Here is a 23,195-nt window from a genome sequence, read left to right as displayed (position 1 = left end):
TACGAGCAGAATTCCATCGCGCTCGCCCCGTCAATCACAGCGAGTAGCAATGAGTCAGCCAGAAGCCACAATGCTCGCCGCCATCATCGCCGCGGCTGCAACAGTCATTACGCTAATTTTAACCGTGATGAATAAGCGTGGCGAGGAATATAGGACGGCTCAACGCGACGTAATTGCAGAGGATCTTAAATCAATTGGAAAAGCAGTACATGAAGTAATCGCGTTATCAACCATCCAACGAAAAGTAATGGGTAGTCCTCAGCATGCGGAAAGATACCGTGCCGCAGCTGAAGCAGCGAAGCGCCTGAAAGAAAAGCGGCTTGATGTTCGCTATACGTTGTGGGGACTCGACGAGGCCTTTCGTACTTTGGCGCGCTTGCCGGATTGGCTAGGACACGCAAAGCCTGCTCCCGATGTCGCGACACATATTTTAGCAGACGGTAAGGCGCTTGGTGTTCAGATCGATCTTGCTGTCCGAAACGCTTATGTTACCGGCGCGCCTCCCGGAATTTGGCGGCTTTTTCGCGTGATGCGCGCAGTCAAGCGCTTCAGAAAAAGATACGAATCTTTCTCTGCCTCCCGCGCTTAGATTACATGGACACGGCACAACAAGATGTTTTTGCTACTGAAAAAGTAGCCAGACCGGGTCGCAACCTTAGTAAGATCTCAGTTCCCTCTTCGAAGAGTCAGCATGTCGAGGCATGGACTGATACTGATCTGAATGCCGTCGGCCTCGACACCCGCATCACCAGCACCTATGCGAGATCGCCAGGACGGTTGTGCCTGGCGTCATGATCCACGAGCTTGGATAGCTGCGCGGCCAATGTCCGGCTGATTTTCAACACTCTTGCAAACGAAATTTTTAGGCACGCGCTTGCCGCGCATGATGTCCCAATCCGACAGAGGCTTTCCTGTCATTGTACCGCACTGCACAATATAAAAACTGCGGTGTGAGCCCATAGTCGTCTGAAGTTTAATAGACCGCTTTTTTCTTGCAGGTGGCGCTTGCGTAGGCTCTATTTGTTTCGTTTTACAGGGGGCACAATTGTCAGACGTCGAAAAATCTGTCTTCCAAAGTGACCTCCCTTTAAAGGAGAAACTCGAGCGCGCCAGGATGGAGTTGCTGGACCTTTCAGCCCGCAATCGCCTTCTGAATGTGCCTAGGTTCTCAAAAAGCGCGAAGACAATCGATGTCGTCGATGAGAGGTCTTCAGAAATCTACCGGCTTCTGGTGAACGAAGGGAAGGCGTTCACATTCCTGGCGGGGAAGCCTGACCGGTCGAAGGCCGGTCAGGAAGATAGCGGGGTTCCGGACGAAGAGATCGACTATTCCCCAGTTACCCTTGCCCAACCTGAGGACGATGAAGGCGACGACAGAGGAGTGTCTGCGCGGCATTCGGACACCAAGCTGCAAACGCGGATGACACCAACTGGCTTGCAACGACGTCTCCTCGACCTCTACCACGATGCCCGGACACTTGAGGAGGAGCAGGGGGTTAACATCCTCTTCTTGGCGCTCGGCATGCTGAAGTGGGTGGACCCGAACAACAAAGAGAATATCCGGCACGCTCCGCTCATACTTGTGCCGGTTCGGCTCGAACGAGGGGCGGCCGGGGAAAGGTTCCGACTAAGGGCTCGACCGGAGGATCATACTGCAAATCTCTCCCTTGAGGCCTATCTCGACCGACTGCACAAGCTCGCCATGCCTCCTTTCGAAGCGGGAGACGATTTCGATGCCTCGGGTTATCTTGATGCTGTCGCGCAAGCAGTCTCGACCAAGGAAGGTTGGGAGGTGTTCCGCGACGACATGGTGCTTGGGTTCTTCTCGTTCGCGAAGTTCCTGATGTACCGTGACCTTGATCCGGACATTTGGCCGGACGGCGCAAAGATTATCGACCAGCCAAAGATTCGCTCGCTTCTTTCAGATGGCTTCGAGACGCGTGAGCCGCTGATGTCCGACGACATCGCGATCGATCCGCATATCGCGCCGGCCGACATGCTGCATATCGTCGACAGCGACAGTTCTCAGACACTCGCGATCCACGACGTGAGGAATGGCCGCGACCTTGTTATCCAAGGTCCGCCAGGGACAGGAAAATCGCAGACGATCGCGAACATCATCGCGTCGGCGGTGGCTGACGGCAAAACCGTGCTGTTCGTGGCCGAAAAGATGGCCGCGCTGGAGGTCGTGAAGCGACGGCTTGACACTGCCGGGGTGGGGGACGCTTGCCTCGAGCTCCATAGCAACAAAGCGAACAAACGCATGATGCTGGAGGAACTGCGCCGCACCTGGCATCTTGGATCACCTCGGGGACAGTTTCCCTCGTCGCTGACCGACCACCTCCTTGAGGCACGGGATAAGCTGAATGCTCATGCTGCCCTCATGCACGTTTCGCATGGGGCGTCCGAACTCACCCCCTACCAGGTTCTTGGCCAACTGATCCGGCTCAAGCAGCAGGGGCAAAGACCCGTAGATATCCAGCTTGATGGCGCTACCGACTGGCCGGCTGACGCTGTCTCAATGCGTCGACGGCTGCTGGACGAGGTTTCTCAGCGAATCGACGAGATCGGCCTGCCGATCCATCATCCCTGGCGAGGAGTGGGTCTCGACGGCGTGCTCTCCACCACCGTCGAGAGGCTGGTTCCTCGCATTGAATCCTTACTGTCTCAGGCGGAGGCGCTCCGGGAACACCTTGCGACCATCGCCAAGGAGATTGAATCGGAACCTCCGCAGATCCTCCATGACAGCAGCCCAGTGCGGGATCGCGCCGAACTTCTTGCGGCGGCGCCTTCGTTTCCTCCCGAGGCGCTGGCCTCGTCCTCATGGGATGACCAGGCAAAAGAAATCTCATCACTGCTATGGATAGGTGCCGACTACGCGCGCAAGTCCGCGGGACTCTCTGAGCACTTGGCGATGGGGGCTGTAGACACTCCCATCGAAGGTCTTGAGACTGAGCTCGCAAAGCTCCCCTCGGAGTTTCCCAAAGAGGGATTCGTCCGCGCACGACAGCTCACCATTCTGCTACCGCGGCTGAAGCAAGAGGCTGAACGGCTGAATCAGGAGCTAGGATCGACAGTCCTGCCGGACACGCTGACAGGTCTCCTAAGACTGGTCGTGACTGGCGAACGAGTAGCGGCTGCTCCTGACGCCAGTCCTGAGGCCTTCGCGGCCACCGTCTGGGACTCCGGACTTGAGCAGGCTGGCGATCTAGCGGACAGTGTTGCGACGCTCGAAGCCGTTCGCGCCGGACTCCAAGGGAAGGTCGTAGACGCCGCGTGGAGCACCGACGTGGCCACGACACGGCAGGCGCTTGCCACCCACACGGGAATCTTAAAAGCGTTGAACAGCGACTACCGTCGGGCGACAGCACTTATGCGCTCCATTGTAGTCGATCCCAAAGCTCCTATGGCTGACTTGATTCATCTGCTCGACCTTTTGATGAAGGGACAGGCGGCCGCTGCAAGGATACGCGAGGGCGACGCTTTTGGCCGATCTGCCTTTGGCGGGGATTGGCGCGGGGAGCGGTCGTCTTCTGCACCGCTCCTGGCATTGGTCGAGTGGATGCGGACGTTACGGGGGCTGGGCTCGGAACCTCGACTCATCGCGGGCCGAATGGCGGAACGCTCCGAGGCTGGCGCGCGTGCAGAGCGGGTTCGCAAGGTTATCGAAATCGGCCGGCCTATCATCGAAGGTTTCTGGAACGATCTAGGGCATCTCGCTTCGTCCACGCTGGGTAACGTGACTTCCGCCGAGCGTGCAGTATTGGACCTAGTGGAACCGAAGGCGCGAGCCGTGACCCGAGCGGACGAACTGTCGCGGCAAGTTTTAGCAGCTGCTCCAGATCTGGTCGTAGATCGTCTGGAACTCGTCCGCGGTCTAGGGCAACTACAGGAGCTTGCTCAGGCGGTTGACGCCGCCGACGCTCTTGGGAATTCGGCGTTCGGCTCGGCGTGGGCCGGCCGTATGTCCAACTGGACCGCGCTGGCCGACGGCGAACTGTGGCTCAGGCAGAATGGCGCGCTACGACATCTAGCTGCGCGGCTGCCCGAACGGGTTGAGCTCGCGGCATCGGCTCGTGCGGCGCACACAGTGGCCCAGGCGGTGGGCGGGGAACTCAAGGCCCTTGCAGGAGACTTGACCGCCGATGCGACTTCCTTGTTCGGAGCACAGGACTTTTCGGAGGTCGAAATATCCGAGGTCATTTCGAGGCTGAACTCCTGGCTTGAGCATCTGGAACAGCTCTCGAAATGGGTTGCTTACCGGGAACGATCCGACAGTGCGCGAAAGGCGGGGCTCGGTGAGTTGGTAGATGCCTTAGCCAAAGGTCAGGTGGCCACTGGATCGGCGCGCTCGACGTTCGATATGGCCTACTACGAACGGGTACTAACGGCGATGGCGGCAGAGCAGCCGGAGCTAGCGAGGTTCGACGGTGAACTACATTCTAGAGCTGTGCGCGACTTTGCTGACCTGGATCGACAAAGAATCAAGGCTGGTGCCATTGAGGTAGTAACCGCCCATCATCGAAAAATTCCTCCGAGAGATGGCGGAGCTGGACCGGTCGGACTGCTTCGTTCGGAGATGGCGCGCAAACGCGGCCATATGCCTATACGACAGCTAATGCAAAAGGCAGGTCCTGCGATCCAGGCGCTCAAACCTGTGTTCATGATGAGTCCGCTGTCCGTGGCACAGTTCCTGTCACCTGGGCGAATATCTTTCGACCTGCTGGTAATGGATGAGGCTTCGCAGATACAGCCCGTGGACGCGCTGGGCTCGATAGCCAGAACCAAACAGGTCGTTGTCGTTGGCGACGAACGCCAGCTGCCTCCCACGACATTCTTCGCCAAGATGACGGGATCGCAATCTGAGGACGACGACGGGGAAGGTGCTCAGGTTGCCGACATTGAAAGCATCCTCGGCCTGTTCACAGCCCGTGGCCTGCCGCAGCGTATGCTCCGCTGGCACTACCGCAGCCGCCACCAGTCCCTGATCGCCGTCTCGAACAGCCAGTTTTACGAGAACCGGTTGTTCATCGTCCCGAGCCCCTATACCCAAGAGGCAGGTATGGGTTTGCGATTCCATCATGTGCCGGAAGGAGTCTTCGACTCCGGCGGCACAGGAACAAATCCTGTCGAGGCCCGAACCGTAGCCGAGGCGATCATCCGCCATGCTAAGTCGAATCCTCACGAGTCCCTTGGTGTTGCAACGTTCTCAGTGAGCCAACGTCGTGCGATTCAGGATGAACTTGAAGCGCTGCGCCGGCTAAATCCTGACACCGAAGAGTTCTTCCACGCTCATCCGAGCGAACCGTTCTTCGTCAAGAACCTCGAGAATGTTCAGGGCGATGAGCGTGACGTCATCATGATCTCAGTGGGTTACGCGAAGAATGCGCAGGGCTACATGGCTATGCGCTTCGGCCCTCTTGGAGCGGAAGGCGGTGAGCGACGGCTAAATGTCCTGATAAGTCGTGCAAAGCGTAGTTGCGAGGTCTTTGCTTCCATAACCGACGAGGACATCGACCTAGAGCGGGGCAAGGGAAAAGGCGTCTTCGCCTTCAAGCTCTTCCTGCATTATGCAAGGACGGGACGGCTGTCGCTCGCCCAGGTTACTACTCGGGAGATGGATTCCGTCTTTGAAGAGCAGGTAGCCAACGCCCTGATCGAGAAAGGTTACCAGGTTCACGCCCAAGTGGGCATCGCAGGCTTCTTTATTGACCTTGCCGTTGCCGATCCAGACCGGCCAGGGCGTTACATTCTTGGTATCGAATGCGACGGGATAGGATATCACTCATCACGCTCGGCTAGGGACCGCGACCGTCTCCGGCAAGCAGTCCTGGAGGATCATGGCTGGATCATCCACCGCATTTGGAGCCCTGACTGGTTCCAGCGACCTCGCGAGCAGCTGGAGCGCACCGTATTGGCTATTGAGGCTGCGAGGAAGGAACTTGATGCTCGCCTCGAGTTGGGTCTCCAGAGGCATCGCGCTGTGACCGTCGAGGTTGTTACCGTCGACCGAGGCAACGTGACGGAAATCGGTTTGGAAAACGCAAAAGAAGCCGAGAAACCGCATCGAGCCTATGAGGAGATTGAACTGAAGCGACCCGGCCCCTTCGAGCTTCATGAAACACCAACCGGCATGATGGCCGGACTGGTCGAACAAGTCGTAGCGACGGAAGCGCCAATTCATCTTGACGAGGTGGTTTCTCGAATCCGAGATGCGTGGGGTTTGCAGCGCGCGGGCGGTAGGATTCAGGATGCCATTGAGCGAGGGTTAATCATAGCTGAGAGCCGTGGCGCAGTGGCCCGGCGAGGAAATTTTTGTTTCAAGCCTGGTGCATCGGTCTCTCTAAGGGATCGAAGTCAGACGATGTCTCCCGGCTTGCGGAAGCCCGAAATGATTGCCCAGGAGGAGATCGCTGAAGGTGCGATCGAGATAGTGACATCGAACCTTGGGGCGACGGAAGAGGAGATCGCCGTGAGGGTTGCCCGGATGCTCGGGTTCAAAGCTACCAGCGCACAATTGCGATCAGTGATCTCGGCAGCCGTCTCGGATCTTGTTGTCAAGGGTATGCTGAGGTCGGAAAACGGATTGCTAGTCGCCGATAGCGCCCGCCAACTTTAGCGTTTCCCAGCGGGTGTCCCTAGGATTACCTTATGCTTAGAATCGGCGCCAAAATGCAGTTGAGTGGCTCCGATCTCGTCGGACATTTGAACTATGGTCACTTGACTGCATTCGATCGTCGCTGATGGCGCACTCGAGAAGCACACGTATGGGATCCGTTGTTGCAGCTGAATCAAAGGTTTTCGGGACCAGCAAGTTTTTTCTGACTTTCAGTCAGGTCGGCATGTGAAAGCAGCTTCTCTCTGGTGAAAGGGGCACTTGATGGCTTTGCGCCTCAAAACAGTCTTTAGCGACTGCCTTGAATTTTTCAGAACTGAACATCCCCAGTTGCAGGTTTCGCGCAAGATCGCTACCGCTTCAGGCAATTCCGCTGAGAAAGCCTCCGTTCGTTGCAGTTGGAGAGATGTTTTCGATTTGGCGCATCAGATCGGCGGCGGTGCCGGAGTTTGACGGGGCGCTAGTTGAGACAACTAGCGATTGTCTGATAGCGAGACGCAGAACTCTCCGGTGGCCGATGACTTTGATAGAACCAGAAGCGGAGGCCAGGCTTGTCCATCGGCCATGAACACACCCACAGCGCAGATAGGGAGAACGTTCGATCGCTACTGGACGGGGGTTGCTCCGATTTTTTTGCGAGCACGATTGGCCGCGCACTTTCGTCTTACAGCCCGGCTGAAAATTAGGCAGCTATATCTGTCTGCGCTAATATAAAAATATAGCATCCCCCAGCGCAGCAAGCCGCTGCGCTTTCACGCTCTTCAAGGGGACTCTATGATCAACGTCAAGTCTGCCGTGCCACTCGGCATGTGCCTGTTGCTGACAATGCCGGCCTTCGCGGCGGATGTGGTTGAAACGCCACCGCCAGCCGTCCCAACCTGGACGCTTGGAATCGAAGGGGCCCCGGAGTTTTATGCGATCAACAACGGCAGCAACGCCGCCAGGTCGCTTGCCGACACCTACTTCAAGTTCAGCGTCTCGCACACTTTTGAAAACAACTTTGTCGGCGGCGTATTTTTCCAGCCAACCTTCAAGACCGGTGGAAAGACACAGTTCTACGGCGAGGCAACGCTCGGTTACAAGATCAAGCTCACCGACAGTTTCACGCTGACCCCGAGTTTGGGCCTCGGCTACACCTGGCATGACACTGGCATTGTCAAAGGCTCGGACGCAAATGCCCAGCTTCCATACTACGCTCTGTACCTGGCCGGTGACTGGAAATTGGATAAGCAGTGGACCTGGAACGTCTTCAATCTGCGTTATCGCAACGCGTTCAATGCCACCTGGGAGACGCCGAAGGTGACAACCGGCGTTACATACAACATAGACACGTACAACGCTGTCTATGCCAACGTCGGATACTCCTGGAAAAAAGCCGAGACGACCAAGGCTCCTTATGATCAATTGGCCGCCGACAAGATCAGCTTCGCGATCGGCTACAAGCATTCCTTCTAGGAAACCAGTGCGGCGCTGACTTTCATCGGCTACCGCGACTAAGACGGCTGCCAACAAAATCAGCAGGAGCGATCGTTCCTGCTGATAAGGCGGCCAGTCTAACTATAAGCGTCGTAGTGACCTTGTTCCAAAGCTCTTGCCACGAAACAATCCGAGACATAGCCTTTTCGTTTGAATGTCAGCTATTCAAATGACGGACGCCGGAAGCAGTCAGTCCCCCTCTCGGCCCAAACAGGACGCCTATTGTCTAGCGGTGAGCGTTGGCAGGTGACATTCAGTCAGTAGGCGCTTCGCCTCGGATGGGTGCGGTATTAGCAAACCGACTGCTTGCTGCCCTTTACTCACACATACACCCCTGCTCCGCAGTGGACAGATTGGCCATTGCCTTGGCGTTGGCGCCGATGGCCGACCTGTGGCCGTTGCCTATACGGCGCTGCCAGTTTGGGATTTGCGTAACAAGCCCGCCGCGGTATCAAAGAAGGCCTTGGCGGCGGCAGAGTTGTCGAAACGGCCTGCGTCGAAGGCAAGCGCATCGTGCATGGGGAGCGCGGCCGAGAAGAGAAATCCCTGCGCGATCACACAATCAAGCGACCGCAGGATCAGGCGATCCGCGTCCGTTTCGACCCCTTCGGCCACCACCTCTATTCCCAGCGTTCGCCCGAGATCGATGACTGCTTTGACCAGGGCCTGATCTTCCAAGGACTTGGCTAGATCGCGGACGAAGTCCTTGTCGATCTTGATCTTGCGGATGCGGCTGTCCTTCAGCGAAACCAGCGTCGAAAAGCCGGTGCCGAAATCATCCAGCACAATTGATATGCCTGCGTCCGCCAGGCGTCCTAGCTTTTCGTCAACTCTGTCGCGATCCACGGGCGCTTCTTCCGTGATCTCTATCTCGAGCATCGCCACCGGGACATTCTTCGCCCTGAGGCCGTCCAGTATCATTTCATCGACATCGCCTGCTTCAAGCTCGCGTGGCGAGAGATTCATCGCGACCCGAACATGCTGGCGTCCATTTCTCACAAGCTCTTCGATCATGGAGCAGCAGTTGAGAAATACCGTTTCCGATAGCAAGGAAAGCAGCCCGGTTTCACGCGCTGCGGTGACGACCTCAGGCGGGGAAATAGCCCCATGAACCGGGTGTTTCCACCGCAGGAGCGCCTCGAAGCCGACGACCGCATTCGTGTCCAGTCGCACCAAGGGCTGGAACCATGAGCAAAGAGTGCCGGATTCTATGGCTCCGCGCAGATCGCGCTCAATGCAGTGCTTACGTTCGAGCCCGCGATCGAGTTCGGCATCGAAGAGACGGTATTCGTTCCTGCCACTGCGCTTGGCCGCGTAAAGCGCGAAGTCTGCCCGCAGCAGCATCTCCGTCAATCGGGGTCTCTCTGACACATAGATGCCGATCGAAGCGCCGACGCGCACCGAATTCAACGCCGGATCCAGATTTGCAATGGCCGCGATGATCGAGGATGCAAGTTCGTCGGTTGAATGCACGGATCTGCTGGCGGGAAAGAGCAGCACGAACTCGTCTCCACCGATGCGCGAAATAGTTGCCCCTGGCGGCGCATGGTTCTCTATTCTGCGCGCAACCGTGACCAGCAGTTCGTCACCGATATTGTGACCATAGGTGTCGTTGACGGATTTGAAGCCGTCCAGGTCGACCAGCATGGCCACGAACGGACCGTCGGTGAGTCCGAGCTGGCGGATAGCCTGCTCAAGCCCGTACCTATTGAGCAAATTCGTCAACGGATCCCGTCTGGAGTTTCGTTCCATCTCGGTGGCGAACGCCTTCGCCTCGTATTTGAGGCGGCTCGCCTCGCGGAAGCGGGCTTGTCCGATAAGCGAGCTTCTGATCATTCCACCGAGAAAGAGCAGGACTGTGAAGGCCAGAACATAATTTTCGATATCGCCTTTCGCCAAAAGGCATCCGATGGTGACCACAAGTGGCAGCGTCATGAAGTTGATCGAGGCCGGGGCGTATGATGTTCCGTAGGTGACCGAACCGGCCGACGCGCCTGCGAGAACGATTAAATAGATCGGCGCTTGGTGAGTGGTGTATCCATCGGTCAGCACTGCCAGGAAAGACCAGGCGATGCCCGAGGCCAGAGCCAACATCCCATAGGAAGAAAGTCGTGCACCGACCGGTTTCAACCTACTGTCGGCTTTGCCTGATTGGGCGAGGGCAAGCGCTATGCGTGCGCCATTTATTACGCCGACCGCTGCAAACCACAGCACCGCCGCAAGGCCGCCGCCCGAAAGCATCTGCACGGCCAGGATCAGCGCCGATAGGATCGTGCCGATAGGCATCGAAATGAAGATCCCCGTCCTTAGATCAGCGAACTGATCTCGGAGAATCCCGGCTTCCACGGTTTCACTTTGCCCTTGAGAGACTGAACCTTGAACAGGCTTGGAATACCTCATAGTGACAAATCGCTAGACCAGTGGGATGAAAATCGCGTTAAGGATTTCAGCGGCTTACAGTGCAATCGCTCGATTAACGGCGAGCCGTGACTCCACTCGTAGAAAGACCTCTCCGAGATCGTGACGCCCGATGTTGGCAGAGCTTCGGCAGCCATATTCGCTCAGACATGCGAGTTGAGCCGCGTTTGCCGGGATGCGACGGCGGTAGTTCTGACGCCGGTGCCTTCGCTAACTTAGCCACGGCACCGTCAGCGACCGCCCCCAGAGAATCCTAAAGATGCATCGAGACATCGTCGATGCGACCGAGTCGGGCGACGTTGATCGGGCTGCGGCTGTGGCGCGCCTTCATCCCCTTCCGCCTGAAGAAGGCCCCGAAGTCCAGATGGGCGCACTCAAGCCATACCTCACGAAAGTACGCGAGCCATGACCGACATTGATTTCGCTGGAATGGCAGAAGCGGCACCGGTGCTGAGCTGCACCGGCCTCATCAAGCGCTTTGGAGGAACCCCAAAGCGAGAGTTCGCGGAACGCTATCCGCACGAATTCTCGGGCGGCCAGCGGCGGCGCATCGCAATCGCTAGGGCGCTGGCACCCAATCCTCAGATCGTGGTCGCGGATGAGCCGGTTTCCGCACTCGATGTCACCATTCAGGCGCAGATCCTGGATCTTCTCGCGGACCTGAAGAAGCACGAAAATCTTTCCTATCTCTTCATTTCCCACGACATGACCGTTGTCGAGCGTCTCTGCGACCGCATCGCCGTCATGCACCGTGGACGGCTCGTAGAGTGCGGACCTGTCAGAGCCGTCATCGAAAATCCGCAGCATCCCTACACCCGAAACCTGCTGGACGCCGTTCCGCGCTTCGGCCGGCGGCGGACCGGGCAGAAGCCGATTCCCGTCCGTTTGTCGCAGCATGACGACGGCGATACCTTCATGACCGTGGCGGAGGGGCACACGGTGCTTCAGGCCGCCAGCTTCTGAAGCACGACATGCGTATGTCTTCCTACCATGGATAAGTAACCTATGGCGCGATTCCGGGAACGCCGTATCCCCGCCCGCCCGCGCATTTCTACTATCCGCCGTGGTGAGCAGAGCATTGACGCAATGATCGCGAACCTAGTGCCGCGATGCCGTAGTTAGGGATCAGCGGCGTTACGTTGCCGGCGGCCGAGCCCGGGACGAGGTACTGAACTTCGGTCTCGGGCTGCCTGAAGCAATCAGGCGGCCTTGAGTTCCTTAAAGGCTTTCTCGAAGGCGTCCTTGATCGGCTTGGATACATCCTGGGTCGCTCTCATTGTCACAGCCTGAAAGTCTCTGGCCTGTTCGACGGACTTTTCCATCTGCTTGCGCAGGAAAGCGGTCTGCAATTCGACGAACTCGGACAGCGACTTCACGGCAGCCAGTGCTTCGAGGTGCGTGAAGTAGGCTTCAGCATTCGCGCGCAGAGCCGCAACTGCTTTCAGGGACACATCGTTGCCGGCGGTCTTGACCATTTCAAAGGTCGACTCAAGAGCCTTTTGAGTGGTTTCGGCGTCCGAGCTCAATTTGGAAAATGCTTCCTTCGACTGCTCAACGCCCTGCTCGGCGACGGCGCGGACTTGCTCGGTAGCCTTGGACGGGTCGAAGGTGGGGAATTCGACGTTTTCGATCGTTTCGGTCTTGCCGGGGATCTTGGACATTTTTCCATCCTTTTCCAGGGGCGGCCTCAAAACAAAGCCGTCGCCTAAATGTACGAAACCGTCGCAACGGATTTATGAAGCTGACATGAATTTGCGCGAGTGGGCCGCGCCGGGACTGCGCAAATGATTAGCCCCGACTTCAGCTCGTCGCGGTCGTCGACCGGGCGTCCTGTTGCCTGTGTGGAGCGCTACTTCACGTATTGTTAACGCTCTTCCTACACCGGGCTTTATGAACCTCGCCGTAAGTCTGTGCCAGCGAGGTATGGATGGAAACGACGGCCTTCATTGTCGGTGCGGCAAGGACGTTCGGCCTTGCGGCCTTGATTGCCATGGCGTTCGGCTGGGCAATCGCCGGCACGGAAAAAGGCCTGTCGCGAGGATTGTCCGTTGGGCTCCTTTTCAGCATGGGCGGCGTCCTGTCGATGAGCGATCCGTTGGTGTTTGCGCCAGGCGTGATTTTTGATGCTCGATCCGTGGTCATCGGCCTTTCGTTTCCCTTTGCTGGCCTTCTGGGAACGCTTGTCGTCACGATTTGCCTGGGCGCTTATCGCTTATGGCTTGGAGGTGCCGGCGCCGAGTCCGGATTCCTTGGCATTTGCATAGCGGCGATGGTGACGATCGCATTTGGTCGCATTCCCAAGACGGTTCTGCGCTATGGGTGGAAGCGCAATGCGCTGCTCGGGCTGGCTGTCTCAGGCTCACTGGGCTCACTCGCGGTACTGCCGCATCATCTGTCGATCAGAATTCTTCACACTGCTGCTCTTCCGCTTCTCTTCGGCAACATCGCCGGGACGATGATTTTGGCGGAATTCCTCGTTCGGGAAAAACATCGTCTCTCTTTGGTGCGCGCGCTGGTGCTGGACGCGAGTGTCGATCCGCTCACGCGCCTGCTCAACCGGCGAGGCTTCGACGAAAGTGCAGCGGTCGTTGAAAGACGCTGGCGTGACAGCTCCGAAGGGTTTTCAGTTGTGATGTTTGACGTCGATCACTTCAAACGCATCAACGATACATTGGGGCACCAGGCTGGCGATGAGATTCTGAAGCGAATTGCCCAAATCGTACGGACGTCGATGCGCAGCACCGACCTAATAGCCCGCTACGGCGGTGAGGAAATCGTAGTGCTGATGCCAAATGCCACGCTCGTCGTGGCCATCGGCATGGCTGAGCGCGTCCGCTCTCGGGTGGAACGCGAGCTTGCCGCCTCGAATGTCCAGGGCCTTCCTATAACCATCAGCGCGGGCGCGGCCGCTTCGAGCAGCGTCTCAAAAACCGTCGAGGCCGTCATGCGGCAAGCTGACCGCTCCCTCTATCAGGCAAAAAACAGCGGGCGAAATCGGGTGAAGGGCGACTCTATGCCGCCAAACATCTCTGCAGCCGCGTAGGAAGGGATTTCGATCCTGCGACAATGGCCGCGCGCGCCAGCGATCGTCTCGTAGAGCTGGCGGATCGTCAGATTTTCCCGCCGGGCGCTAGCCCAGTGTAGCTGCCTTTGAACGTCGGCGAGCCAACCACCAGGACAGCAGCGCTCGACAATTGCCCGACGATGTTTCGGGCCAATGGATCGAGGTCGCTAAGGCGCGTGCGCCTCAACCGCGTCCACCCCATTCACAAACCCGGCTCCGTGGAGTACTGGGGACGCAGAGAAATCTCCGGTCGCAGCCTTACCCGGTCAAAACAAGGACTTAAACCATGAATGCCCTCGTCATCTGCTCCGGCGGATTGGACTCTGTTTCGCTCGCTCACAAGATGGCGGCCGAGCAGAAACTCATTGGCCTGCTTTCGTTCGATTACGGCCAGAGGCACAAAAAGGAACTCGGCTTTGCTTCTATGTGCGCCAAACGGCTGGGTGTTCCGCACCAGATAGTCGATATCCGCGATGTCGGCCGGAGCCTGAGCGGCTCGGCGCTGACTGATAGTGTGGACGTGCCCGACGGGCACTATGCCGAAGACTCCATGAAGATCACAGTGGTGCCGAACAGGAACGCCATCATGCTGGCTATCGCCTTCGGGGTTGCCGCCGCCCGGAAGGCCGATGCGGTGGCCACTGCCGTCCACGGCGGAGATCATTTCATCTATCCCGATTGCCGGCCCGCTTTTATCGATGCCTTTCAGGCGATGCAGAACCATGCGCTCGCAGGCTATGCCGATATCCGCCTTTACGCTCCCTATGTGAATATGTCGAAGGCCGACATCGTCGGCGAGGGAGCAAAGTATGCCACACCGTTCGAGGCGACGTGGTCCTGCTACAAGGGCGGCGCACGTCATTGCGGCCGCTGCGGGACATGCGTCGAACGGCGCGAAGCATTCGATTTGGCCGGCATTGCCGACCCGACAGACTATGAGGACGCAGACTTCTGGCTCCACGCTATCCAGACAAGGAGCGCGTGATGTTCCGCATTACCAAAGAGTTCCACTTCTCGGCCTCGCATCAGCTCACCTCCTTGCCACCCGATCATCAGTGCGCGCGTCTACACGGCCACAACTACATCGTTGTAGTGGAGCTTTCAGATGGCGAATTGGACGAGCATGGCTTTGTGCGCGACTACCAAGACTTAGCGGCGCTCAAGCACTACATCGATGGGACGTTCGACCATCGGCATCTCAACGACGTGCTGGGGCATGACCGTGTCACAGCGGAATGTCTGGCCAGGCACTTCTACGACTGGTGCAAGGTGCGGCTACCCGAAACCTCCGCCGTGCGGGTGAGCGAGACGCCGAAAACCTGGGCGGAATACCGGCCATGACCAGTGCCTTGCATCCCGGAATTCGCGTGAGCGAGATTTTTGGGCCGACCATTCAGGGCGAAGGCATGCTGATTGGCTTGCCGACGGTGTTCGTAAGAACGGGCGGGTGCGATTATCGCTGTTCCTGGTGCGACAGCCTGCATGCGGTGGACAGTCGCTTCCGCCATGATTGGGAGTTGATGTCTCCCGACGCGGTCTGGCAAAAGGTCATTGCGCTTTCCGGCGGCCAGCCAGTGATGGTGTCGCTGTCGGGCGGCAATCCGGCCATCCAGCCGCTTGGCCCGCTGATCGACCGCGGGCATGGTGAGGGCTACCGTTTTGCATTGGAAACCCAAGGCTCGGTGTCTAAGCAATGGTTCGCGGATCTCGACGTGCTGGTGCTGAGCCCCAAGCCGCCCTCAAGCGAAATGACGACGGATTGGGCCGCGTTCGACACCTGCGTCGAGGCGGCGCGGGACAAGCCGCAGATGGCGCTCAAGCTCGTCGTCTTCGACGATGAAGACTATGCCTATGCCAAAGATGCCGCGGCGCGCTACCCGAAATTACCCGTCTACCTCCAGCCCGGCAATCACACGCCGCCGCGGCCCGGCAACGAGGACGATTTCATCGACATGGCCGGTGTGATGAAGCGCATGGAATGGCTGGTCGAAAAGGTGACCTGTGACAGGTGGTTCGAGGCGCGTGTACTGCCGCAGCTTCATGTTCTGCTCTGGGGAAACAAAAGGGGCGTCTAGCTAGCCGACGCGGAAGGATTGCCGACGACGAGCAGACAGACGTCTATAGCAATCTCGCCGGCTGGCGATGTCTCGGTAACTGGTTGGCAGGGATCGTTTAGAGACGTGCCCCGGTTTGAACACCGCAACCGTTGGGCCAACCAGTGCCATCGCTTCCCGCGGCAGATCATCGCCCACTCGGTATGGCTCTACTAAAAGTTAACCGCATCGCGGTACTTTCGTGGGACCGTCTAACCAGATTCGCTCGCGAAAGCGCTCAACAGCGCGTTTTGAGAAAAAGCGCTGCTGGCAACCATACGAGGGCATAGTCCCGAGAACCGCTTCTGGCACTTTTCTGACTTTTACTCGTATTCGCTGAGACGTATGAATTGCTTGCGGACGCTATTCAACAAAGTTGGCGACGTCCAAAACTGTGAAGCCGAGTCGCCGACTGACCGCTCCATCCGGCCCGTAATCCTTACGAACCAGGTCGTTGCAGAAGGCCTCATCATACACGCTTGGATCGCCCTTCACCTCTGCATTGTAGGCCTCATAATACCACTTTGGGGTCTTGCTTTGGGCCGTCTCAGCGAAGCGCCTGGCGGCTTTTGTCAGAACCGATTTTGAGTCCGTGAAGCATTGTTCAGCGACGCCGACAAACTGGCCGGCCTCTAGAGCGTCTGCTTTGGTGTCCGGACGCATTGCGGCATTGGCGGGCGAGAGTGCGCCGAGAATCAGCGCAAGAGTAATCATTTGCCGTTCGAACATCAAAAACACCTCTGAGAAGATCGATAAATTTTGTGGACGCGCGATGCATTTGGACGTCACGATGAATGCGACAGGGCGGCATCGCGCATTCTTCCGAATTGCTCGGCGTCGATGACGCCGTCATCATGCAGTTTCTTGAGACGCTCGAGCCGGACCAGAACGTCGTCAGCACGTAGTGGCGGGGCGAGGGATGGTGGCAGGCGTGCGCCTTCATCGAAGCGAATGCGCACGACATCATTGGCGGTGAGATTGAGACCAGACTCGCCGCCATTGCTCCTGTTGGGCGCGGCGGCGATGTGGATGGCCTTAAATGCCCAGATCAGACAGCCGAACCAGACAATGCCGGTAGCCCCCAGAAAGACGTTGAGGAGAAAGATCACCCACCGGTTGGGATGGCGGCGCAGGAAAGCCACCAGCGCCGGCATCAGGAAAATGGCCAGTGCGACGAGCACAAGCAGCAGGAAGTTGGATTCCGGATCGTTCATGTCAGCCTTGCAGATCTTTGGTGTGTTGCGGGTTCCGGAGCGAGGTTGGCTGGCTCTCACATGTCGATGATGAACGCGACCTCGGCTATGAAGAGGACCACCATGCAGCCCAGCCAGATCCACAGGTACGCCCAGCCGGCGCGCGCGACTGCGGCCCGCCGCCAAAAATAGCCAACAGGGGTAAGAAGGACGAACGGGACAATCCTTTGCTTGTTCGGGTTGAGCCCATTGCGATTGAGCGCTTTCACGTCGGCGATGCACAAGATGAGGGCAACGATGCTCAGACAGACCGAAGTCGCGTTGCTGAAGGTGGGAGCGTTGGGGTTGGCGCCGGCTGCCTTGGCGATGACGTCCACCGCTAGCATCGCAAGCGGCGAATAGGCCAGCAGCTCGGCATAGATGGTTTTGACTCCAGACGCTGCGCCCAAGCGGCTAAGCAGCGGTGGCGCCGACATCACCGATGCCTGGGCTTCCCGAGGCACAGGAAGGGGCGGGGGGCTAAGCGTGAAGCTATCCTTGAACTGTGTTTGGCTTGCCGGTTTCCACTGCGAGCCAAGGGCCGCCGACCATACGCGCGCTTCTGGTGGCAGAAAGCGGTTAGCGAACATGCTGGCGAGATCGGCCTCTGCGACCGGTCCGCGCTGCGTTCCATTCTCTTCATAGTACCAGTCAGTCATAAGCTCCTCCGGGGTTGCGTTCAAAAATGGTTGGGATGGGACCGCGGAAATGCGGCGTTGAGTGAGGCATGTAGAGTATACTCCGTTGTAATATACACGACAAGCAATTGTGGTCGTGTGTATGGACATACGGCAGCTTTTTGCGAGGAACCTTCTGGCGGCACGGGAAGCGCGCGGCTTTTCGCAGGAGTATCTCGCCCACGAGGCTGGGCTTGATCGGACCTACATCAGTTCGCTGGAGCGCGGCCGCTACTATGCCAGCCTCAACACGATCGCCAAGATCGCCAATGTGTTGAAGGTGGAGCCTGCCGAATTGCTGGCGAAGGATGAAAATACCGCGACTAGCAAGTGATCCGCGTTGCCCGACGCGCTGGAACTTAGCCAAAGCGTGGCCTGTCAATAGCTGATTAGAGCTCGCGTGAACATTGATCGTCGAAACCACCGGGACGGTCGCGGTCACTTCTGCGTCCCCTCTTTCTGCTGTTGGCGATGCGTCGCCAAGGCCGATCGCCAGGCGATAAGGACCTTCTGCAATGACTCGCCACCGACGTAGGCAAGGGCAGCAAGCGCGATTGGTTCGACCATGTCTGCCGTGGTGCTCATCGCCTGCAGCGCTGCCACCACGCCCTCGAGCATTCTGAGCTCAGGTTCCATGTGGTAGAGGTGACCGGCGAGGGCGCCTTTGTCCCCTGTCTCGAAGGTAGATTTTTCGTGCTTCTTGGCCATATCTTGCTCCGAACCGAAGTCACATGACCAATGCTTCCTTTGCGGGGGAAGTCCAGTCGAAGCAGTAAAAGAATATAAAATAAGGTTTGAAGCTGATGTGATCGACGAAAGGACGCTCGCCCGAGCGAGATAAACTGACTTCTGTTACGTATAATTCTTTTGGCTGTTCGGATGATGTCGCAATCGAGGAAAGTCAGGCGGAAGCGCTTCGCCCGATCGGCATGTAATGGCCATCACGTCTGAGATCGACGCGATGCTCAGCCACCTGAAACATCGCCCAAACCAAGTTGAGCCGCGAAGACCTAAAAATCCTGCGATCGGCAAGCAGGGTAAACCTCTCTTGAGCCGGGAAGAAGACCAGCCTGCCCCGCGGCCAATCCTCATATTCGGTGGTGAGAAGGCTGCCGCTCAAGTTTCTGGCGCGCAGCCAGGCCGGACCGCGCGCTTTCATCAAAGTCCAATAGTCGTAATGTCCAAGTGGATGGGTAAGGGCTTCGCCATAGGTCTCTGCCTTGGCAAGGTCGAATGCCTCGCCCAAAATCGCATCGTGCCCAAGCCGGTCGGGAACGATCCAGAAGAAACCAACCTTACCACCGGGGGCACCTTTGGGAGGCGTGATGTTGGCGTCGTTAGGATCCATCCAATCTCTCCTGGCTAGCGGATCTCTGATGTCTCGCTCTCACCCGTAGAGGTTAGCGGCGAGGGCGCCTTTATCCTCTGTCTCGAAGGCAGCTTTGTCGTGCTTCTTGGCCATGACTTGCTCCAAACCGAAGTCCCATGACCAATGCTTCCTTTGCAAAAGAAGTCCAGTCGAAATGAAATATCGTTTACCTGGAGCAACTGGCGATTACGATAACTAGAAAAACGATGGCCCGCAAATTATATTGCTGGCCATCGATCTTATTCATGAAAAGTATTTCGATCGCAGTCAGGATTAGCGGAAAATGTTGGCGACCTCAGAGCCGAAAGCCTAACCCTCTCTTGCTGCGCGGGGGTCCCATCCTCTTGAACGTTCTCTCAGGCTCGGGCAAGTCCTGGGTGTTCCAGCTCGAATATTGGGTCAAGGCATCAACCTGATCATCGTTGGATCCATGAGGGAAGGATACCAACTCGTCGAGGAACAAATCGAGACCGGGCGTCCCTTGAACCAGTTGAATCTCTTGGTTGTTGAACTGGTTCATGATCGCATTCACTCGGTCCACTTTCGAAGTGGTGGCGCTAATCGACAGAACGTTCGCTCCCAGATTGCGCAGGTCCGCGATAAGTGCGGGGCCGAGCGACGCTGATTCAACCAAGTGATGGGTAGGACCGTATCGAAGGTGAAGGTCCGCCGCTCGTCGGACCAAGTTGGAATAATCTAACCGCTCGCGAAGGATATGGACGAGGTAGCTGACGTGTTGATGCCGTACGAACACAAGGGCAACCGTAAAGGACGATCGCGGGTTGGAGGACGAAGCGACATCCCATGACACCACGATCTTGCCACCCGTTGGGAGGCTGGGCACTATCGGGAAGTCACTGCGTTTTAGCAGGCCGCCTTGGAGCGAAACGGGCCGTTGCTGATATTGTGTTGCGAACACGTGCGATGCGGTTTCGCGCTTAAGGCGAGCTAGGGCATCGGGGGTATAAATGGTCGGTTGCAGCACCTCGCCTTTCTTGCGGCTGAAATGGAAATTGCCGAAGTGAACCTCTTCGTCCTCTTCCGCTTCTAGCTGGAGAACCACTCGGTCAAAGCCCTCCTTCATTAGAAACTCAGACAGGTCATCGGGGTGGGTTCGATGCGCGACCATCAATGTGGCGCCCGTCCTGGGATCATTGTGACGCGTCTTGATCATAGTTTGATAGCTCAACTCAACCGCATCCCGTGCCGCTGGCGAGCTCGCCTCCTGCGCCGAGATAGGGTCGTCCATGACCAGCAGGTCCGCGCCGCGGCCGGTCATTCGACTGTCGAAACTGCCGGCGTAGAAGCCACCGCCGAGAGTTGTGCGAAAATCCATAGCGGAACGACGGTCCTCGCTCACACGGCACTCGGGGAACGTGGATAGAAATATCGCGCTGTTCATGACCGTCTCGACCTTCCAGGCGATGTCTCTGGATAGCCCCTGCGAGTGCGTTACGAGCATTACCTCCTTAGTCGGGTTCCTGCCAAGGAACCACGCGATGGCGCAGATGACCATGAAGGTCTTGAGGTGGCGCGGAGGCAAATTGATGAGAATCCGCCAACCACCGTTGCGTAACATCGCATAACCGATCTTCAACAGGATCAGGTCGATGTACGGAAAATGCTGATAGTCAGGCAACATCATTCGCAGAACACGGGCACTGAAGACGGAGAGATCGGCGCGGCTCAGAGCCTTGAGCTCGTCTTTCGTATAACTATTCATTTTCATTCTCCGGATTCTCGTTATCGGATTCGTGTTGGGCCGAGGGAGCGGCCTCGTTCTCGGTGAGAAGTCGTCTGGTGAAGAACCTCTCCAGAATCTCCGCATCTTCGGCATTCACCGGCTCAGTCGGCTTGGCGTCTGACGGCACTTGGAATTGTGCCGGCAACAGATCCACAAGGATCTTGAAGGCCCGTATGTCCCCGTTAAGCGCGCGGGAAACGAGCGTTTTCGCAAGGACAGCGCCCTTCGATAGCTTCTGCTCGCGGCCGTTCTCTCGAACCACAATCGGAAGATTGAGTTCGGCAAGGATTTCGGTGGCGATGTTGCGGGATTTCTTCGGCCGCCCTTTCGCGTTGCCGGAGGATCCCGGCTTGAATCGCGAGTGGACGGGCGGACGGCCATAGCCAGTCCGCTTCTCCTCGATGTCGTCGCTCATGGCTTCTCGCCTTCCTCGGCGTCGCCGACCATGCGCTCTGCTTCGGCGATTTCGGCTGCCTCGTCGAAGGTCATGCCATCGCGCGTCCGGACGGCATCTCGGCCGGTCTCGGCCTGCCAACGACGGATCGACAGGTCGACGAAGGTCGGCTCAATCTCGATCCCGTAGCAAAGACGGTGCGTGCGCTCGGCAGCGATCATCGTGCTACCCGATCCCAGGAATGGGTCGAACACGGTGTCACCGGGCTGAGTGGTGTCGCGGATAGCGTCCGCCAGCATCGCCGCCGGCTTTACGGTTGGGTGCTCCTGGAGCAAATGACGCTCTGGCCCAAAGACGTTGACGCCGCGGTACTGCCAGACATTTGATCGTGACCGGCCGTGCTTACCGAGTTCGACATTGTTGCGATGGGGCTCACCCTGACGCTTCAGCACGACGACCAGTTCGTGCTGGCTTCTATATAGCGAACCCATTCCCGCGTTTGTCTTCACCCAGACCGCCAGATTCAGGATCTCGCATCCGAGCCGTTTTGCCGTCATCATCAGAACATCGACGTGACGCCAATCGATGTAGAGGAACGACACGCCCCCTCGACCGACATGAGCCAGTACCGTTCGCAGCGTGCTGGCGAGGAAGACTTCGAACTCAGCGTCACTCATTTCTCCGGCGGCCATTGCAAAGTCGCGATGGGCAACCTTGCCGAGGCCAGAAATAGAGTTAGCCGGCAAATTAAATGGAGGGTCGGTCACGCACGCGGCCGCTGTTTTCTCGCCAAACAGCAGTTGCGTCACAGCCGTATCGAGCGAGCTTCCGCAGACGATGCGATGGACTTTCCCAGCCCCGCCCAGTTCCCAGACATCGCCCAACCTGGTGACGGCCAAGCGAGACAGCATCCGAGAATCGAGTTCTTCGATGTCACTCGGGGACGTCGTGTCGATTTCGAGAAGGCTCTCGACATCGACAGTTTCGAAGCCAATGAGGTCGAGATCGTACCCGATTTCTACAAAGTAACCGAGCTCGCGTTTTAGAGCCTTCTTGTCCCAAACAGCCTGTTCCGGAAGACGGTTGAGGGCAATGCGTAGAGCGCGGATCTCTGACACCGGCAGATGCTCGACGGAGGTAGTCGGCACTTCCTGCAGCCCCAACTCCAACGCCACCTCATAAATGGCATGACCGTCAACGATCTTATTTCCGGCCTCAATGACGATTGGCCTCACGATCCCATTTTTCTCGATAAGGGCCTTTAGCTTCCGCTTCTGCTTACGGTTGTGATGCCGGGCGGTATATTCCGAGGGTTTCAGGTGGCTGGGGTGAATGTATTTTATTTCCAATTTCATCTTTGAGACTCCGCGATGCGTCCCGAACGGTCCCCGCGGATCTTTGGGGAGGACGCGAAAAATCCGCACCCCCGGCGAATATAGCTGTCATAAAAGTGGACAATTAAGAACGAGCACGAGCATGCTCATGCTAACGTCAGGACTAGATCGCGTGACAGCTATTAACGATCAACAGTGGACGCGGATTGCGCCATACCTGGACGGGAAGTCGACGGACCGCGGGGTAACCGCAAGAGACAACCGTCTTTTCGTTGAGGGCGTACTTTGGATTGTGAGGGAAGGAGTTTCGTGGCGCAAATTGCCCGAACAGTATGGCAATTGGAACAGTGCCTACCGACGCTTTAAGCGCTGGTCCCGGGAGGGCATATGGTATCTCGTTTTCAAAAGGTTGGAGAGCGACCCTGGTTTCGCGTTTAGAATTGACAACTGCGCAATCGTCTGGAACCGAGAGCCCTTCCCCCAATACGTTCATCTGAAAATATTACCGCTTAGGCGAACGAAAGGATGTCGGAACAAGCCATTCTTATACGCACAAGTTTTGGCGCCAAATGGGAAAATGAGCGAGTTAACGAGAGCTTTCCTTTCTATGCCGTCCAACACGGACGGTCTCCCCAATGATCACAGGGAAGCCATCCTTGTCCTCACGTCGTCATATGGTAGCTGATCGAGTTTGTTCTTTGATGGCGTCAAAAGCGCCACATCGACGGGCGCGCAATGGCCATCGCTCTTAGTATCAAACCAGCGCTCAGCAATCGGG

20 protein-coding genes and 1 pseudogene are annotated in these 23,195 nt (G+C 57.5%); 11 read left to right on the top strand and 10 right to left on the bottom strand.

Annotation, left to right across the window (positions count from 1 at the left end):
• Positions 1-70: 70 nt before the first annotated feature.
• The 4 genes from ABVQ20_RS20355 to ABVQ20_RS20340 all read left to right on the top strand — a co-directional run bounded on the left by ABVQ20_RS20355 (position 71) and on the right by ABVQ20_RS20340 (position 8,071).
• Entirely contained in the window at positions 71-589 is a 519-nt protein-coding gene (locus tag ABVQ20_RS20355; protein WP_354461273.1) for a hypothetical protein, read from the top strand.
• Between the two features lie 456 nt (positions 590-1,045).
• On the top strand, positions 1,046-6,619 hold the full coding sequence (locus ABVQ20_RS20350; RefSeq protein WP_354461272.1) for a DUF3320 domain-containing protein: 5,574 nt from the start codon (positions 1,046-1,048) through the stop codon (positions 6,617-6,619).
• Positions 6,620-6,880: 261 nt separating this feature from the next.
• Positions 6,881-7,069, top strand: a complete 189-nt coding sequence (locus tag ABVQ20_RS20345; RefSeq protein WP_354461271.1) for a hypothetical protein — start codon at positions 6,881-6,883, stop codon at positions 7,067-7,069.
• Between the two features lie 321 nt (positions 7,070-7,390).
• On the top strand, positions 7,391-8,071 hold the full coding sequence (locus ABVQ20_RS20340; RefSeq protein ID WP_354461270.1) for a TonB-dependent receptor: 681 nt from the start codon (positions 7,391-7,393) through the stop codon (positions 8,069-8,071).
• A 423-nt stretch (positions 8,072-8,494) separates the two neighbouring features.
• On the opposite strand, the gene ABVQ20_RS20335 is transcribed toward ABVQ20_RS20340, so the two are convergent.
• Positions 8,495-10,378, bottom strand: a complete 1,884-nt coding sequence (locus ABVQ20_RS20335) for a putative bifunctional diguanylate cyclase/phosphodiesterase (protein ID WP_354461269.1) — start codon at positions 10,376-10,378, stop codon at positions 8,495-8,497.
• 597 nt (positions 10,379-10,975) lie between these two features.
• On the opposite strand from ABVQ20_RS20335, the pseudogene ABVQ20_RS20330 reads away from it, so the two are divergent.
• Positions 10,976-11,383 (top strand): annotated as a pseudogene (locus ABVQ20_RS20330) (ATP-binding cassette domain-containing protein); the annotation flags it as partial.
• Between the two features lie 326 nt (positions 11,384-11,709).
• On the opposite strand, the gene ABVQ20_RS20325 reads toward ABVQ20_RS20330, so the two are convergent.
• A complete protein-coding gene (locus tag ABVQ20_RS20325; protein WP_354461268.1) occupies positions 11,710-12,171 on the bottom strand; it encodes a phasin in 462 nt (153 codons plus the stop codon).
• Positions 12,172-12,437: 266 nt separating this feature from the next.
• Between ABVQ20_RS20325 and ABVQ20_RS20320 the strand changes: the two genes are divergently transcribed.
• From ABVQ20_RS20320 to queE, 4 genes are all read left to right on the top strand, one after another.
• Positions 12,438-13,553, top strand: a complete 1,116-nt coding sequence (locus ABVQ20_RS20320) for a GGDEF domain-containing protein (protein WP_354461267.1) — start codon at positions 12,438-12,440, stop codon at positions 13,551-13,553.
• A gap of 307 nt (positions 13,554-13,860) precedes the next feature.
• Positions 13,861-14,559: a 7-cyano-7-deazaguanine synthase QueC gene (gene queC / locus ABVQ20_RS20310; protein WP_354461266.1), complete on the top strand. Its 699-nt coding sequence runs from the start codon at positions 13,861-13,863 to the stop codon at positions 14,557-14,559.
• The gene (queD, locus tag ABVQ20_RS20305) at positions 14,559-14,915 is read left to right on the top strand and encodes a 6-carboxytetrahydropterin synthase QueD (RefSeq protein WP_354461265.1); all 357 of its coding nucleotides are present in this window, start codon (positions 14,559-14,561) and stop codon (positions 14,913-14,915) included. Before queC ends, queD begins: the two co-directional genes overlap by 1 nt.
• A complete protein-coding gene (gene queE, locus ABVQ20_RS20300; RefSeq protein WP_354462231.1) occupies positions 14,912-15,649 on the top strand; it encodes a 7-carboxy-7-deazaguanine synthase QueE in 738 nt (245 codons plus the stop codon). The genes queD and queE overlap by 4 nt, the downstream gene beginning before the upstream one ends.
• Before the next feature lie 381 nt (positions 15,650-16,030).
• On the opposite strand, the gene ABVQ20_RS20295 is transcribed toward queE, so the two are convergent.
• The 3 genes from ABVQ20_RS20295 to ABVQ20_RS20285 are packed head-to-tail and all read right to left on the bottom strand — an operon-like array spanning position 16,031 to position 17,558.
• The gene (locus ABVQ20_RS20295) at positions 16,031-16,396 is read right to left on the bottom strand and encodes a hypothetical protein (RefSeq protein ID WP_354461264.1); all 366 of its coding nucleotides are present in this window, start codon (positions 16,394-16,396) and stop codon (positions 16,031-16,033) included.
• 56 nt (positions 16,397-16,452) lie between these two features.
• On the bottom strand, positions 16,453-16,881 hold the full coding sequence (locus ABVQ20_RS20290; RefSeq protein ID WP_354461263.1) for a superinfection immunity protein: 429 nt from the start codon (positions 16,879-16,881) through the stop codon (positions 16,453-16,455).
• A gap of 56 nt (positions 16,882-16,937) precedes the next feature.
• The gene (locus ABVQ20_RS20285; protein ID WP_354461262.1) at positions 16,938-17,558 is read right to left on the bottom strand and encodes a DUF4339 domain-containing protein; all 621 of its coding nucleotides are present in this window, start codon (positions 17,556-17,558) and stop codon (positions 16,938-16,940) included.
• A 121-nt stretch (positions 17,559-17,679) separates the two neighbouring features.
• Here ABVQ20_RS20285 and ABVQ20_RS20280 point away from each other — a divergent pair, with 121 nt between their 5' ends.
• Positions 17,680-17,910 (top strand): helix-turn-helix domain-containing protein, encoded by a 231-nt coding sequence (locus ABVQ20_RS20280; protein WP_354461261.1) that lies wholly within the window; start codon positions 17,680-17,682, stop codon positions 17,908-17,910.
• A 104-nt stretch (positions 17,911-18,014) separates the two neighbouring features.
• Here the strand turns inward: ABVQ20_RS20280 and ABVQ20_RS20275 are convergent, their stop codons facing one another.
• The 5 genes from ABVQ20_RS20275 to ABVQ20_RS20255 all read right to left on the bottom strand — a co-directional run bounded on the left by ABVQ20_RS20275 (position 18,015) and on the right by ABVQ20_RS20255 (position 22,438).
• Positions 18,015-18,284 carry a hypothetical protein gene (locus ABVQ20_RS20275; protein ID WP_354461260.1) on the bottom strand — a complete coding sequence of 90 codons (270 nt, stop codon included), beginning with the start codon at positions 18,282-18,284 and terminating at the stop codon, positions 18,015-18,017.
• A 193-nt stretch (positions 18,285-18,477) separates the two neighbouring features.
• Positions 18,478-18,924, bottom strand: coding sequence for a hypothetical protein (locus ABVQ20_RS20270; RefSeq protein ID WP_354461259.1), 447 nt, complete (start codon positions 18,922-18,924; stop codon positions 18,478-18,480).
• 316 nt (positions 18,925-19,240) lie between these two features.
• A complete protein-coding gene (locus tag ABVQ20_RS20265) occupies positions 19,241-20,668 on the bottom strand; it encodes a hypothetical protein (RefSeq protein WP_354461258.1) in 1,428 nt (475 codons plus the stop codon).
• Positions 20,661-21,104 (bottom strand): DUF5681 domain-containing protein, encoded by a 444-nt coding sequence (locus ABVQ20_RS20260; protein WP_354461257.1) that lies wholly within the window; start codon positions 21,102-21,104, stop codon positions 20,661-20,663. The genes ABVQ20_RS20265 and ABVQ20_RS20260 overlap by 8 nt, the downstream gene beginning before the upstream one ends.
• The gene (locus ABVQ20_RS20255; protein WP_354461256.1) at positions 21,101-22,438 is read right to left on the bottom strand and encodes a DNA modification methylase; all 1,338 of its coding nucleotides are present in this window, start codon (positions 22,436-22,438) and stop codon (positions 21,101-21,103) included. Before ABVQ20_RS20255 ends, ABVQ20_RS20260 begins: the two co-directional genes overlap by 4 nt.
• Between ABVQ20_RS20255 and ABVQ20_RS20250 the strand changes: the two genes are divergently transcribed.
• Positions 22,416-23,102: a transposase gene (locus ABVQ20_RS20250; protein WP_354461255.1), complete on the top strand. Its 687-nt coding sequence runs from the start codon at positions 22,416-22,418 to the stop codon at positions 23,100-23,102. The genes ABVQ20_RS20255 and ABVQ20_RS20250 overlap by 23 nt on opposite strands.
• The last annotated feature ends 93 nt before the right edge of the window (positions 23,103-23,195 follow it).

The sequence above is a fragment of the Mesorhizobium shangrilense genome (genome assembly GCF_040537815.1).
Classification (GTDB): domain Bacteria; phylum Pseudomonadota; class Alphaproteobacteria; order Rhizobiales; family Rhizobiaceae; genus Mesorhizobium; species Mesorhizobium shangrilense.
The sequence above is the reverse complement of the archived record's forward strand: the minus strand, read 5'-3'. Positions and strand labels throughout refer to the sequence as shown.

Bases quoted from the DNA above. Each gene is read 5' to 3' on its own strand.
- ABVQ20_RS20355 (WP_354461273.1), top strand. From the start codon at position 71: ATGCTCGCCGCCATCATCGCCGCGGCTGCAACAGTCATTACGCTAATT.
- ABVQ20_RS20345 (WP_354461271.1), top strand. From the start codon at position 6,881: ATGGCTTTGCGCCTCAAAACAGTCTTTAGCGACTGCCTTGAATTTTTC.
- ABVQ20_RS20340 (WP_354461270.1), top strand. From the start codon at position 7,391: ATGATCAACGTCAAGTCTGCCGTGCCACTCGGCATGTGCCTGTTGCTG.
- ABVQ20_RS20335 (WP_354461269.1), bottom strand. From the start codon at position 10,378: ATGCCTATCGGCACGATCCTATCGGCGCTGATCCTGGCCGTGCAGATG.
- ABVQ20_RS20325 (WP_354461268.1), bottom strand. From the start codon at position 12,171: ATGTCCAAGATCCCCGGCAAGACCGAAACGATCGAAAACGTCGAATTC.
- ABVQ20_RS20320 (WP_354461267.1), top strand. From the start codon at position 12,438: ATGGAAACGACGGCCTTCATTGTCGGTGCGGCAAGGACGTTCGGCCTT.
- queC (WP_354461266.1), top strand. From the start codon at position 13,861: ATGAATGCCCTCGTCATCTGCTCCGGCGGATTGGACTCTGTTTCGCTC.
- queD (WP_354461265.1), top strand. From the start codon at position 14,559: ATGTTCCGCATTACCAAAGAGTTCCACTTCTCGGCCTCGCATCAGCTC.
- queE (WP_354462231.1), top strand. From the start codon at position 14,912: ATGACCAGTGCCTTGCATCCCGGAATTCGCGTGAGCGAGATTTTTGGG.
- ABVQ20_RS20295 (WP_354461264.1), bottom strand. From the start codon at position 16,396: ATGTTCGAACGGCAAATGATTACTCTTGCGCTGATTCTCGGCGCACTC.
- ABVQ20_RS20290 (WP_354461263.1), bottom strand. From the start codon at position 16,881: ATGAACGATCCGGAATCCAACTTCCTGCTGCTTGTGCTCGTCGCACTG.
- ABVQ20_RS20285 (WP_354461262.1), bottom strand. From the start codon at position 17,558: ATGACTGACTGGTACTATGAAGAGAATGGAACGCAGCGCGGACCGGTC.
- ABVQ20_RS20280 (WP_354461261.1), top strand. From the start codon at position 17,680: ATGGACATACGGCAGCTTTTTGCGAGGAACCTTCTGGCGGCACGGGAA.
- ABVQ20_RS20275 (WP_354461260.1), bottom strand. From the start codon at position 18,284: ATGGCCAAGAAGCACGAAAAATCTACCTTCGAGACAGGGGACAAAGGC.
- ABVQ20_RS20270 (WP_354461259.1), bottom strand. From the start codon at position 18,924: ATGGATCCTAACGACGCCAACATCACGCCTCCCAAAGGTGCCCCCGGT.
- ABVQ20_RS20265 (WP_354461258.1), bottom strand. From the start codon at position 20,668: ATGAATAGTTATACGAAAGACGAGCTCAAGGCTCTGAGCCGCGCCGAT.
- ABVQ20_RS20260 (WP_354461257.1), bottom strand. From the start codon at position 21,104: ATGAGCGACGACATCGAGGAGAAGCGGACTGGCTATGGCCGTCCGCCC.
- ABVQ20_RS20250 (WP_354461255.1), top strand. From the start codon at position 22,416: ATGTATTTTATTTCCAATTTCATCTTTGAGACTCCGCGATGCGTCCCG.
- ABVQ20_RS20255 (WP_354461256.1), bottom strand. From the start codon at position 22,438: ATGAAATTGGAAATAAAATACATTCACCCCAGCCACCTGAAACCCTCG.